The organism is Methylobacterium sp. Leaf466 (assembly GCF_001425565.1).
GTDB lineage: Bacteria > Pseudomonadota > Alphaproteobacteria > Rhizobiales > Beijerinckiaceae > Methylobacterium.
Genome location: NZ_LMRC01000036.1, coordinates 155604 through 167750, shown reverse-complemented (window position 1 = coordinate 167750; position 12147 = coordinate 155604). Strand labels below are relative to the sequence as shown.

Sequence of the window (12147 nt, the reverse complement as noted above, 5' to 3'; positions counted from 1 at the left end):
CCAAGCCATTACAGCTCAGCACCAGCCAGCCAATCCAAAAGGTGAAAACAACAACACCGCCAGGAAGCGAAACCGCACCCCGGCGCCGCCGCCGATGGACAGCCTTATGAGCCAACAAGACCAAACCGTCAACACCGACGATGAAGGAAAAATCACGAAGCCGGTGCACAGAGGGCGGATCGGCCCCGACACCCGCTGCCGGGGCACTCAGTTCCGTTGCGGACGGCGCTCGGCGATACGGATCCTGAACCAATCGCGCAGAAGCTCGCGTTCATGGGAAAAGCTCCCCTGCGACAGGCGGGACGAACGCATCAGGAAAGACTGGTCCGTCACGACCTCCTCGCCCGACAGGATGCTTCGTTTTCCATGGGACAGGACGTATCGCAGGCCGAACCGTGGCGGGGTGATGTCCCGGACGACCCTCAGGCCGTAGGGGAAATTCGCCCCCGGCTGTTCGAACCCGGCCAGATCGATATCGAGCACGTCGACCGTCAGTGTCTCGCCGGGGGGCAGGGCCTCTCGTCCGTATCGCTCCATAATCCGGCCGACCTCGGCCAGCGTCACGCGCAGCGACAGGCCTGACCCGAACCGGTCCTGCGCATCCGTGAATCGGTCCGGCGCGATGAACCGAACCACGACCTCTGCCGTCGCGGCGGTCGGCAGCGTGACGGCCGCCACTGCGCCCATAGCGAGGATGATCCGCGCGGCGACGTGAGCCATCCGGGCCACGCCTCAGTATCCCTTCTTGGCGCGTTCCAAAGCACGGGTGAGCCCGTCCGCGATGACCGCGCGCTCGGGCGGCGAGGCATCGCGGGCCACCACCACCTGCTCGCGCCGCGACACCAGGGTGAGCGTCTGAAGGCCGTATTCCTCGTCCTCGACCCGGGTGAGCTTGGTCCAGATCGGGTTGGACCGCCATTCGTGGCGCTCGCCGCGATGCGTGACCCGGGTGAGAAGCACGGCGATGGGCGAGATCATCACCTCTTCGAAGGATCGGCCGCGCCGGAAGCTCACCTTGAGCGCGATGAAAAGCGCCAGCATGTCGAGGCCGAAGAACCCCGCCACCGGCCAGAAACCGGCCTGCATCATCTTCACGGAGACGACCGCGGAGACGAGGCAGCACGCCCACATCACCATGCGGAAGCCTTCGCGGCTCAAGGATTGATGCGGTCGGATCGTCGCCTGGAACAGCGGATGATCCATCGCCTCCGGGTCGAGGCCATCGGGGTGGGCGTGGTTGCTGCGCATCGTCATGCGCGCAATATAACGCGACCATGAAAACCCGACAGCCGCGCGCGCTCAAGAAGCCGTCGATCTCCGCCGCTTCGGCCGAACCGATCGTCGCAGGCGGGAAGAGCGGCCCCGCGCCGCTGCCACGCAAACTGGTCGCGGAAGTGTTCTCGAGGCTGGCCGCCGCCAACCCTGAACCGCGGCCGGAGCTCGATTACCACAACCCGTTCACGCTGCTCGTGGCCGTGGTCCTTTCCGCCCAGGCCACCGATCGCAGCGTCAACATCGCCACGGCGCCATTGTTCGCCGCCGCGGATTCGCCCGAGGCGATGCTGCGTCTCGGCGAGGAGCGGGTGCGCGGTTTCATCCGCACCATCGGCCTGTTCAACACCAAGGCCAGGAACGTCGTCGCCCTGTCGCGCATCCTGGTCGAACGCCACGGCGGCGAGGTCCCGCGGGAGCGGGAGGCCCTCGAAGTGCTGCCCGGGGTCGGACGCAAGACCGCGAGCGTCGTCCTCAACGTCGCCTTCGGCGTACCCACCATCGCCGTCGACACGCATATCTTCCGCGTCGCCAACCGGCTGCCCCTCGTGGTCGCCACCACGCCCGACAAGGTCCAGGCCGGACTGGAGGCGACCGTGCCCGAAGCCTACCTGCACGACGCCCACCACTGGCTGATCCTGTTCGGACGCTACGTCTGCAAGGCACGCCGGCCGGAGTGCCCGACCTGCCCGCTCGCGGATCTCTGCCGCTATCCGGCCAAGACCGTGGCCCTGCCCCCCTCCCCTGCCGCCGCGATCTAGCGGGGGATCGTCGGCCGTGCGGCCGTGCGGTCCCCAGGGCGTGGCCCCGCCGTCCGGCTAACGCGTTGTGCTGCCAACCCGCTTCGGGTAGTTTGCGACGCGGTCGTCGGGGCTTTCGACAAGCGACGTGTCTTCACGGCCCGACCGCACAGCGGTTGCCGCCGCGGATCCCACACCATCGTTTGCGTCCGAAGGAGCCACGGCCATGGATTTCCTCAAACCACGGTATACGCCTATGAACCGCCGCCGTCGCATCTACGAGGGCAAGGCGAAGGTCCTCTACGAGGGGCCCGAGCCCGGAACGCTCATCCAGCACTTCAAGGATGATGCCACTGCCTTCAACGCGCAGAAGCACGAGGTCATCGACGGCAAGGGCGTGCTGAACAACCGGATCTCCGAGTTCGTGTTCCAGCACCTCAACGACATCGGCGTGCCGACCCATTTCATCCGTCGCCTCAACATGCGCGAACAGCTGATCCGCGAAGTCGAGATCATCCCGCTCGAGGTGGTGGTCCGCAACGTCGCCGCCGGCTCGCTCGCGACTCGCCTCGGCCTCGAGGAAGGCACGCAGCTGCCGCGCTCGATCATCGAGTTCTACTACAAGAACGACGCGCTCAACGATCCGATGGTGTCGGAAGAGCACATCACGGCCTTCGGCTGGGCGACGCCCCAGGAGATCGACGACATCATGGCGCTGGCCATCCGGGTCAACGATTTCCTGTCGGGCCTCTTCCTCGGAGTCGGCATCCGCCTCGTCGACTTCAAGATCGAGACCGGCCGCCTGTGGGAAGGCGACATGATGCGCATCGTCGTGGCCGACGAGATCTCGCCGGACTCCTGCCGGCTGTGGGACATCAAGTCCTCGGACAAGCTCGACAAGGACCGCTTCCGCAAGGATCTCGGCGGCCTCATCGAAGCCTACACCGAAGTCGCCAAGCGGCTCGGCATCATGTCCGAGAACGAGAAGGTGCAGACCGGCGGCCCCCGGCTGGTGCAATAAGCCCGACCTAACGCGGCGGCCCGCCCGACCAGGTCCGGGCCAGCCGCACATGGGTGCCGAGGTTCGGATCGAACCCCGGGTGATAATGGGGGTCCTGCGCCAGCAGCGGCCCCCATCGCTTTTTGAAGGCCTCGACCTCGCGCCGGTGGCGGTCTTGCGACTCCGGTGTCCGGCGCCGGCTCGCCGCCTCGCGGTGGTGGAGGACGGCGCCGCCGACGTAGAGCGTGCGCCAGCCCGTCCGGGCGAGGCGCAGGCACAGGTCGACGTCGTTGAAGTCCACCGCGAAGGTCTCGGCGTCGAACCCCCCGACCCGCCGGAACTTGTCCGCTTCGACGACGAGGCAGGCCGCCGTCACCGCGCTGACGCTGCGCGTCACCCGCAGGGCGGAAAGATAGCCCAGGGCGTCGCCCGGACAGTGACGGTGTCCGTGCGTGACGAGACCGCCGGTGCCGAGCACGATACCGCCGTGCTGGATACGGCCCTCCCCGTCGAGGAGCCGGGCGCCGACCGCTCCGACCTCGAGGCGCAGGGCCTCGCGGCACATCCGTTCCAGCCAGTCGGGAGAGAACGCCTCGACGTCGTTGTTGACGAAGGCCAGGAGCCGCCCCCCTGCGGCCCGCGCCGCGGCGTTGTTCATGGCCGCGAAGTTGAAGGGGCCGGGACAGGCGATGACCCGGGCCTGGCCGCTTTCCGTCAGATCGCGGAAGTAGGCATGCGTCTGCGGCTCGCGACTGTCGTTGTCGCAGATCAGGATCTCGCAGGCCGGCCAGTCGGTCTGGTGGCGCAGGCTGTCGAGACAGGGCCGCAGCAGGTCGAGGCGGTCGCGGGTCGGCACGATGAGGCTCACCAGGGGGCGGTCCTCGGGCAGCGGCCTCGACACGGTGACGACCCCGTGCTCGTCGATGCGGCCGGTGAGGCCGCGGCGGCGCAGGAGATCGAGGCGGGCGCTGCGGTGGCCCGCCCCCCCCTCCCCTCTCGGGTCCGGCCGCCAATGCGAAAGAACCTGCGGCAGGTGGCGGATCGCGCCCGTGCCGAAGCGGTCGGCGATCATGAGAAGGCACGCGGCGGCGTAGGTGGGGGATGACGCGTCGGGCCGCTCGATGGCGGCCAGGGCGCTCGACCGCAAGGCGACGACCGGGCCGATGTAGTCCACCGCCAGAAGGTAGTCGGGATCGAAGGCCGGCCTCAGCACCGGCAGGGGCGACCCGCCGATCTCGGCCAAGGCATCGCCATACACCGCCTGGATTCCTGGCTCGGCAGCGAAAGCGGCTTCGATGCGAGCCTCGGCACCCGCCGCCGGGGTATGACCCGGGGCGAGATGAAGACGAAACGCGGGTCGATCGAGATCCCGCGACTCTCCGTCCCGGTGAGGAAGGATGCCGGTAATGGGGCCGGCAGGCCCGCCCGCCATCACGACCGGGACGGCCGTTCCTCCCTGCGTTCTCTCCCCCCAAAAAGAAGGGGCGGGCGTCTCGTCCTCGGACGTGGCGTTCGCAAGCCAGAGACGGCGATGATCGAGGCCGATCAGGGAAGCGAGGGCCTGGCGAGCCCGCAACCGTTTCCCGCGCAGCCGCGCCCACAGGATCGCGCCGAGCCGGTTCGGGTGTCGAGCCAGGATGGCAAGGGCCGTCATCCATCGCGCCCAGGCGCTCGGTGCCGGCAGCAGCGCGAAGCGCAGCGGGTCGAGGCTCTCGTCGGAGAGGTCGATGCGGGGCGGGAGCCTCGGCCTGCGCACCACCCTACTCGAGCTCCTCGCCGAAGGTCGTGAGGCTCAGCGACGGATGGTAGAACGGGTCGTGCCGGACCCGGTCGCGCCAGCGCGCGGCGAAACGGTCTCCCTCCGCTTCGAAGCGGCGGCGCTCCTCGCCCACCGGCGGACCGCGGCTCACCGATTCGAGATGCGACAGCGTCGCGTGCGGGGTCCAGATGCAGGCGTGGCCGGTCGCCGCCACCCGCAGGCAGAAATCGACGTCGTTGAAGTCGATGGGAAACGCCTTCGCGTCGAAGCCGCCGACGGCGTCGTAGAGTTGCTTGCGGACGGCCAGACAGGCTGCGGTCACCGCGGAAACCTCGTGCGCCACCCGCAGCCGTCCGAGATGCCCGGGCGTGTCGCCCGCCCTGCGACGCAGGATGTGCCCGGCCCGGCCGCCGAGGCCGACCACGACGCCGGCATGCTGCAGCCGCCCGTCGCCATAGAGGAGCTTGGCGCCCACGGCGCCGACCCCCGGCCGACAGGCCTGGCGGACCATGGCGTCGAGCCAACCGGGCTCCAGCACCGCCACGTCGTTGTTGAACAGGACCACGATCCCGTCCTCGGCCGCCGCCACCCCGGCATTGACCATGGCGGAGAAGTTGAAGGCCTGCGGGAAGGGGACGATCCGTACCCGCGGGTCGTCGCGCAGGGTGTCGTAATGCGCGAGCACGCCAGGATCGGTGGAGCCGTTGTCGACGATGACGAGGCGGATGGCCGGATAGGCGGTCTCGTGCAGGACGCCCCGCGTCGCCCGCGCGATCAGATCGAGCCGGTCGCGGGACGGGATCACGACGGTGGCGAGCGGGGGCGGGTCCGGCAGCGGCCACAGCAGATCGACGACGCCGTCGCGGCGCATTACCGTCGCGCGCGAACCGGTTTCGCGCAGATGGCGTTCGAGGGGCGCGGCCTCGCCCACCGTACTTCGCTCGACGCTGCGGCAGAGGACGCGGGGAACGTGGATGGCGTCACGCGCGCTCAGAGCGGCTGCCAAGGCGAGGTCGCGTGCGAGATCCGAAGAAACATCCACCGCCCGTCCTGCGAGGCGTGCCAGCAGATCGCCCCGGTACAGCGCCGGCGCTCCGGGATGATCCGCCACCAGGGCAAGGTCGGGGCTCCAATCCGGCTTCAGCCGGACGTGGGACGCTCCCGGACCAGACCGGATCTCGTCGGCGTAGACCATGTCGGCGCAAGGGTGCGAACCAAGCGCCGCGACCAGGATCGCCAGGGCGTCGGGACGCAAACGGTCCCCCGGCATCAGGATGCCGGCGATCCCGGCGTCGCCGATGAGATCGCGCACCGTAGCCGCCCCGGGCACGATTCGGATGCGTTCGTCCGCCGGCAGGGCGATGGCGCCCGACGAGAGAATCGTCAACCGCCAGTCGGAATGGCTCTGGGAGATCAGCGCATCCACCGTCGCGCGGATGCGATCGGGCGCCTCCTCCGCGGCCGGCAGGACCAGGGCGACGGTCGGTCCCGGCCCGGCGGCTGCCTCCGGCACGCTGCGAAGCGCCTGCCACCCCGCGAAGTCCGCGAGCGGCGTCACCGCGCAGCTGCCGCGCAGGATGTCGCGAAACCGGCGCTCGTCGCCCCGGGCATAGTGATAGAGGACCGGCCCGGCGCGCGAGGGGCGCCGGATCAGGCATTCGGCGAACAGTCCGGCGTTCGTGCGCAAGCCGACGTGTTCCAGGACGAACCCGCTGTCGGGCTCGATCGCCAGCCGGATCTCGCTCACATCGGGAGCGACGTAGCCGAGCCAGACGCCACGGCCCTCGGCCCCGCCCGGCAGGACGAAATCCTGCACGATGCCGCCGGTCCGGAGCATCCGCACCATCGGCCGCAGCGGCCGGACGCGGGCGCGGCTGCGATACTGCAGGACGATCCAGCCGTTGCGCGGGCGCGGCGTCACCACGAGCCGCCGGTCGAACGGGGGATCGTCCACCGGCTCGAGGGCGAAAGCCGCCGGCCGGCCGCGCCGTAGCACGCGCGGACCTGTCCAGGACGCGTCGGTCAGGGGATCGATCTTTCGTGCCCCGCCGCCGCGGCGCCGATGTCCTGGCGCGTCCTCACTGGGCGGCGCCCGCTGCCTCGGCGGGCGGTGCCGCCGGCTTCCTCTTGCGCGGTGCCGGCTTGGCCGGCGATCCACCCAGGGTCACGACGATCTCGTAATCCTCCGCCATGGCCGGGGGCACGATCAGGCCATCCTCCACGACCGTGAACAGGCCCTGGGCCTCCCCCGGCGCTACCGACACCGCGACCCGGCGCGCCCGCGTGGCCACCACCTTGTCGCCGTACTTGATCGAGATCTGCAACGGGGCCTCGAACCGACCCGGCGCCCCGGCGGGCCCGAGCAGCACCTGCCCGGCCACACCGACCTTCACGCTCAGGCCGCCGTCGGCGAGGCGGTTGCATTCGCGGGCGATCCGCCCGAGCGTGACCTGGTTGCGCAGGGAGGCATTGTCGCCGCCCTTGCCGCCGAAGCTGCGGATCGCGGCACCTCCCTCGGGCACGTCGACCTGGGGGCAATACGGCTCGCCGAGATCCTTGGGCTGGGACGGCGGCACCGTCGGGCCGCCGTACTTGAACATGTTCGTCAGGAAGTTGCCTTCCTCCGCCACCGCCCCGCCGGCGGTGGTGAGGCCGATGGCGAGGGCCGCCATCACGCACCGGGCCCGAACTCGTCTGCTGTGGTCCATCTCACCTCGTGCCCCTGTCGGGCCCGTTCACTTCAGGCTCTGGAAGCCCTGGCCGAACCCCTTCATCGAGAGCGGGATGCCGACGCCCTCCTCCGGGGTCTGGAAGACGATGAAAGTGGCCTGCGCGCCGTTGCTGAACTGCTTGACGAGGCCGTCGTCCATCACGACCTCGGCGACGCATCCCGTGGTCAGGCAACGCACGAAACCCGCGCGCCCGACATCGGTCTGGTCGATCTTGAGGCCCAGGCCCGACGGCAGCAGGATGCCGAGCGGCGCCACCACCCGCAGGAGGTAGCCGCGGTTGTCGGCGGTCTTCAGCACGATCACCACGAGCGTGAGGTTCGGCCGGTCCTCGGCAGCGAGATATTGCACCAGGGCGCATTGCTCGGCCTTGGCGCCGGCCGGCGTCTCGCAGCGCAATTGCCAGTCGCCGTAGGTGTTGCGCACGAGGCCCTGCGCCCTCGGCTCACCCGCCGCCGCCAGCAAGAGAGCCACGGACGCCACGGCCACGCCAAGAGCCGACGACGATCGCAAGGCACGTCGGAAGGCGCCCGATGCGCGATGCCGCAATTCACGCAACTCCACGCGGCGTTCCTCATCCTCGCCCCGCCGGCGGCGGGGCCTCGTCGAAAGCGAGGTGTTCCGACCATGCCGGGACATGCCCTGTCAAGCGAACATGCCCTGTCGAGCGAAGCAGAGGTACACGGCCCTGCGGACTATCGCGCCGCGCCCGCAGGCTTTAGTCGTGGAGCAAGACGGCTTCCTCGATATGCGGACTTTTCCATGCGGCACAGCGCGATCCTCATCCCCCTGATCCTCGCGGCGGCCGCCCCCGCCCGGGCGGAGCCGCTGCCGGTGGGAGAGACCACCTACATCGAGCGCTCCCTCAACCGGGACGGTCCCCTCGTCATCGAGCATCGTCCGGTCGCGCGCACGCCGGGCGGGCGCCGTGCCGGCAGTTCGGCCGAGATCGCCGGCTTCTGCCGCGACGGAGGCCACGTCCGGCGCCGCGACGAGTTCGGCCGGCCGGTGATCATCCGCCAGCGCGAGGTCTGCGACAGCGTCGCGCCGCGCACCCTCGCTCCGGGCGAGGTCGACCCGCGACCGACCTGGCCGGAACAGGCCGTGCCCGTTCAGCGCGTGCTGCGCTCGCGCGGCTGAATCCGGGAAGGCCCATTCAGCCTTTCGCGGACAGGAGGCGGCCGAGGACCACGACGTCGTCGTGGTTTTCCGTGAGGAGGTCGGTGACGTCGCCATCCACGAGGGCGGTGACGTGGCGGCAGCGTATGGCGTAGCGCCCGGCAGCGCAGGTGCAGCGCAGGCTCAAGCCCGCGGGGCGCGATTCCGCGGTGACTTCGTAGCGTTTGCCGGTGCGCCCGCGCACACCGAAGCGCAGGGCTGGCGCCGTCCGGGCGGCCTCGCGCGCCAGCGGACGGCGTGTCCCCTCCGGTTCGCCGGTGCGGGGCGCGATGGGCAGCCCCAGCATCTGCGCGAGGCCGACGATATCGGCGGCACCACGCTCGCGGGCGGCCGCCAGGGCGATTTGGGCACAAGCATAGGCGTCCTCGCCGGCATCGTGATGCGCGAACCGGATGCCGAGGCGACCCGCGACCTTGCCGAGGCCGCAGCCGGCCGGGTCCGGAAAGACCCTGCGCGCGACCTGCACCGTGCACAGCGACGCCAACGGCGGCACCGATAGCCCGTAGGCGGCGAGCGAAGCGCGCAGCACGCCGAGGTCGAACGGGGCGTTGTGGGCGAGGATCAGCCCGGACGCGAGGTCCGGCAGGAACTCCGCCATGGCGTCGGGAAACTCGGGGGCGTGGCGGACGTCGGCCGGCAGGATGCCGTGGACCCGGATGTTGCCCGGGGAGAACCGCAGGTCGCGCGGGCGGATCAGCCGCGATTCCCGCCGGACGACGGCGCCGCCCGCGATCCAGGCGAGGCCGACCGCGCAGGCGCTGTCGCGGCGCTCGTTGGCGGTCTCGAAATCGAGGGCGACGACCGGTCGGCTCACGCGGCCGCCACCAGGGCGAGCCAATCGTCCTCGCTGATGACCTTCACGCCGTGCTTCTCGGCGTCCTTGAGCTTCGAGCCGGCCCCCGGCCCGGCGACCACGAGGTCGGTGCGGGCCGAGACCGAACCGGAGACCTTCGCACCAAGCCGCTCGGCCGTTGCCTTGGCCTCGCTGCGGGTCATCCTCTCGAGCGATCCCGTGAAAACCACGGTCTTGCCGGAGAAGGCGGCCGACTGGGTGGCGGCCGCGGGCGCTTCCGTCGTCACCTCGTCGAGGAGCGCGCGCACCGCGGAATCGTTGTGCGGCTCGGAAAAGAACTGGATCAGCGAATCGGTAGCGACCGGGCCGATCTCGCCGTCGTCGGCAAACAGGCGATAGGCGTCGCCGGGGCGTTGCTCGGCGGCGCGGGACAAGGCGGCGCGGATGGCCTCCCCGCTGCCGTAGTGGGCGATCAGGTTCTCGCGTTGCGCCGCCGTCAGGCGCCGGCCCGTCGGCGCCTCGGCGGTGGCGGGCTCCTCCTCCTCCGGCGGCCGGTCGTCGGGAAAACCCGCCTCCACCAGCCGGTCGCGGGTCGTCGGTCCGATCCGCGGGATCGCGGCGAGCGCGAGCCAGTCCGGGCCGGCCTGGGCGGCGGCGGCGCGGGCGACGGCCTCCATGAGAGCGGGCATGTCGGCAAAGCGCTTGGCCAGGGCCTTGGCGGTGGATTCGCCGATCTGCGGGATACCCAGCGCGAAGACGAAGCGGTGGAGGGGGAGCCGGCGGCGCTCCTCCACCGCCGCCACGAGGTTCTTGATCGCCTTGTCCTCGTCCTCGCCCTTCTTCTTGGTGGGTTTCTTCGGTGCCGGCTCGCCCTCGGCACGCCGCGCCGCCGACAGCGCCTCGCGTCGGGCCACCACCGCCCGCTTGAGGTCGTCGAACCGCAACCGGAACAGGTCGGCGGGCTGCTTGACCACGCCGGCCTCGAACAGGACCTCGATGTAGGTCTCGCCGAAGCCCTCGATGTCGAAGGCGTTGCGCGAGACGAAGTGCTTGAGCCGCTCGACGCCCTGGGCGGGGCAGATCAACCCGCCGGTGCAGCGGCGCACCGCGTCGGTCTGGCCGGTGCGCGGGTTCACGGCGCGCACCGCGCGGCTGCCGCAGGCCGGACACGTCGTCGGGAAGGCGAAGGGCGTCGCTTCGGACGGGCGCTTGTCGAGGACCACGTCCATGACCTTCGGGATGACGTCGCCGGCCCGCTGCACCACAACGGTATCGCCGACGCGGATGTCGCGACCCTCGCGGATCGGCTCGCCGTCGCCGCCGACGCCCTGGACGTAGCCCTCGTTGTGGAGGGTGGCGTTCGAGACGACGACGCCGCCCACCGTCACCGGCCGGAGCTTGGCCAGCGGGTTGAGGGAGCCGGTGCGGCCGACGTTGATCTCGATGCCCTCGACGATCGTCAGCGCCTGCTGGGCCGCGAACTTGTGGGCGAGCGCCCAGCGCGGGCTGCGCGAAACGAAGCCGAGGCGGCGCTGCAGGGACAGGTCGTCGACCTTGTAGACCACGCCGTCGATGTCGTAGCCGAGATCGGCCCGGTCGGCCTCGATGGCGCGGTAGTGGGCCACCATGCCGGCGGCGTCCCCGCACAGGGCCGTGCGGTCGTTGACGGCGATGCCCCAGCGGCGGAACGCCTCGATCATCCCGTGCTGCGTCCCGGCGGCCATGGCGGACATCTCGCCCCAGGCGTAGCCGAAGAATTTCAATGGCCGCGATGCCGTGACGGTCGGATCGAGCTGGCGCAGCGATCCGGCCGCCGCGTTGCGCGGGTTGGCGAAGAGAGCCTTGCCGGCGGCGTCCTGGCGCGCGTTGATGGCGGCGAAATCGGCGTGCGACAGGTAGACCTCGCCGCGCACCTCGCAGATCTCCGGCCAGCCGTCTCCCTCCAGCGTCTCCGGGATGCCCGCCACGGTGCGGGCGTTGGCGGTGACGTCCTCGCCGACCTCGCCGTCGCCGCGGGTGGCGGCCGTGACGAGGCGTCCGCCCTCGTAGCGCAGCGACAGCGAGAGGCCGTCGATCTTCGGCTCGGCGGTGAAGGCGAGGGCCGCCGTCTCCGGCAGCGCCAGGAAGCGGCGCACGCGCGCCACGAACTCGTCCACCTCCGCGTCGGCGAAGGCGTTGCCGAGGGAGAGCATCGGCACCGCATGCCGGACCTTGGCGAACTTCTCCGAGGGCTTGGCACCCACGGACGCGCTCGCCGCCCCCGTGCCCGCGAGCTCCGGAAACGCCGTCTCGAGCCGTTCGAGGCTCCGGCGCAGGGCGTCGTATTCCGCATCCGTCAGGATCGGCGCATCCTCGCCGTGATAGAGCCGGTCGGCCTCGGCGATCTCGGCCGAGAGGGCGGCATGCTCGGCACGCGCCGTTTCCGGCGTTCGTGGGTCGGTTACGTCTGCGGTCATGGGATGATCTGCGAGAGGGCCGGGGCCGCCCTCATAGCATCCCCGAATCCCCGAGGGAGCACCGGGCTTGCCGCATCGGTCTTCGGCACCGACATCGCGCAGGTGCGTTGCAGCACAGGCGCGCCGTAACCGCGGCCCCTCGCCGGCGAAAGTCGACGTCGGGTCGCCGGTGTGCCCATCGCACCGCCAGGCGCCGCCGACGTCAGGATGTCAGGACAC

Annotated in this window: 11 protein-coding genes; 3 read left to right on the top strand and 8 right to left on the bottom strand. The window is 70.6% G+C overall.

Annotated elements, in window-relative coordinates:
• Positions 1 to 207: 207 nt before the first annotated feature.
• Positions 208 to 720 (bottom strand): DUF3016 domain-containing protein, encoded by a 513-nt coding sequence (locus ASG59_RS19570; protein WP_056411022.1) that lies wholly within the window; start codon positions 718 to 720, stop codon positions 208 to 210.
• Between the two features lie 12 nt (positions 721 to 732).
• The gene (locus tag ASG59_RS19565; protein ID WP_056411020.1) at positions 733 to 1254 is read right to left on the bottom strand and encodes a DUF2244 domain-containing protein; all 522 of its coding nucleotides are present in this window, start codon (positions 1252 to 1254) and stop codon (positions 733 to 735) included.
• A gap of 20 nt (positions 1255 to 1274) precedes the next feature.
• On the opposite strand from ASG59_RS19565, the gene nth reads away from it, so the two are divergent.
• Together nth and purC are read left to right on the top strand one after the other, a co-directional pair.
• Positions 1275 to 2033, top strand: a complete 759-nt coding sequence (nth, locus tag ASG59_RS19560; protein ID WP_082528864.1) for an endonuclease III — start codon at positions 1275 to 1277, stop codon at positions 2031 to 2033.
• Between the two features lie 205 nt (positions 2034 to 2238).
• On the top strand, positions 2239 to 3033 hold the full coding sequence (gene purC / locus ASG59_RS19555; RefSeq protein ID WP_082494662.1) for a phosphoribosylaminoimidazolesuccinocarboxamide synthase: 795 nt from the start codon (positions 2239 to 2241) through the stop codon (positions 3031 to 3033).
• A gap of 7 nt (positions 3034 to 3040) precedes the next feature.
• Here the strand turns inward: purC and ASG59_RS19550 are convergent, their stop codons facing one another.
• From ASG59_RS19550 to ASG59_RS19535, 4 genes are all read right to left on the bottom strand, one after another.
• Positions 3041 to 4666 carry a glycosyltransferase gene (locus ASG59_RS19550; RefSeq protein WP_082494674.1) on the bottom strand — a complete coding sequence of 542 codons (1626 nt, stop codon included), beginning with the start codon at positions 4664 to 4666 and terminating at the stop codon, positions 3041 to 3043.
• 106 nt (positions 4667 to 4772) lie between these two features.
• Positions 4773 to 6767 (bottom strand): glycosyltransferase, encoded by a 1995-nt coding sequence (locus ASG59_RS19545; protein WP_056411017.1) that lies wholly within the window; start codon positions 6765 to 6767, stop codon positions 4773 to 4775.
• Between the two features lie 82 nt (positions 6768 to 6849).
• On the bottom strand, positions 6850 to 7443 hold the full coding sequence (locus ASG59_RS19540; protein ID WP_056411014.1) for a hypothetical protein: 594 nt from the start codon (positions 7441 to 7443) through the stop codon (positions 6850 to 6852).
• Between the two features lie 63 nt (positions 7444 to 7506).
• On the bottom strand, positions 7507 to 7983 hold the full coding sequence (locus ASG59_RS19535) for an invasion associated locus B family protein (protein WP_338011794.1): 477 nt from the start codon (positions 7981 to 7983) through the stop codon (positions 7507 to 7509).
• A gap of 279 nt (positions 7984 to 8262) precedes the next feature.
• Between ASG59_RS19535 and ASG59_RS19530 the strand changes: the two genes are divergently transcribed.
• Positions 8263 to 8640: a hypothetical protein gene (locus ASG59_RS19530; protein WP_055889534.1), complete on the top strand. Its 378-nt coding sequence runs from the start codon at positions 8263 to 8265 to the stop codon at positions 8638 to 8640.
• A 16-nt stretch (positions 8641 to 8656) separates the two neighbouring features.
• On the opposite strand, the gene ASG59_RS19525 is transcribed toward ASG59_RS19530, so the two are convergent.
• Positions 8657 to 9493, bottom strand: coding sequence for a 3'-5' exonuclease (locus ASG59_RS19525; protein WP_056411009.1), 837 nt, complete (start codon positions 9491 to 9493; stop codon positions 8657 to 8659).
• Positions 9490 to 11928, bottom strand: a complete 2439-nt coding sequence (gene ligA / locus ASG59_RS19520) for an NAD-dependent DNA ligase LigA (protein WP_056411006.1) — start codon at positions 11926 to 11928, stop codon at positions 9490 to 9492. Before ligA ends, ASG59_RS19525 begins: the two co-directional genes overlap by 4 nt.
• Between the last annotated feature and the right edge of the window lie 219 nt (positions 11929 to 12147).

What these genes read in the sequence shown, in the direction of transcription:
- ASG59_RS19570 (WP_056411022.1), bottom strand. Translation starts at nt 720, where the DNA reads ATGGCTCACGTCGCCGCGCGGATCATCCTCGCTATGGGCGCAGTGGCG.
- nth (WP_082528864.1), top strand. Translation starts at nt 1,275, where the DNA reads ATGAAAACCCGACAGCCGCGCGCGCTCAAGAAGCCGTCGATCTCCGCC.
- ASG59_RS19565 (WP_056411020.1), bottom strand. Translation starts at nt 1,254, where the DNA reads ATGACGATGCGCAGCAACCACGCCCACCCCGATGGCCTCGACCCGGAG.
- ASG59_RS19530 (WP_055889534.1), top strand. Translation starts at nt 8,263, where the DNA reads ATGCGGCACAGCGCGATCCTCATCCCCCTGATCCTCGCGGCGGCCGCC.
- ASG59_RS19550 (WP_082494674.1), bottom strand. Translation starts at nt 4,666, where the DNA reads ATGACGGCCCTTGCCATCCTGGCTCGACACCCGAACCGGCTCGGCGCG.
- ligA (WP_056411006.1), bottom strand. Translation starts at nt 11,928, where the DNA reads ATGACCGCAGACGTAACCGACCCACGAACGCCGGAAACGGCGCGTGCC.
- ASG59_RS19540 (WP_056411014.1), bottom strand. Translation starts at nt 7,443, where the DNA reads ATGGCGGCCCTCGCCATCGGCCTCACCACCGCCGGCGGGGCGGTGGCG.
- purC (WP_082494662.1), top strand. Translation starts at nt 2,239, where the DNA reads ATGGATTTCCTCAAACCACGGTATACGCCTATGAACCGCCGCCGTCGC.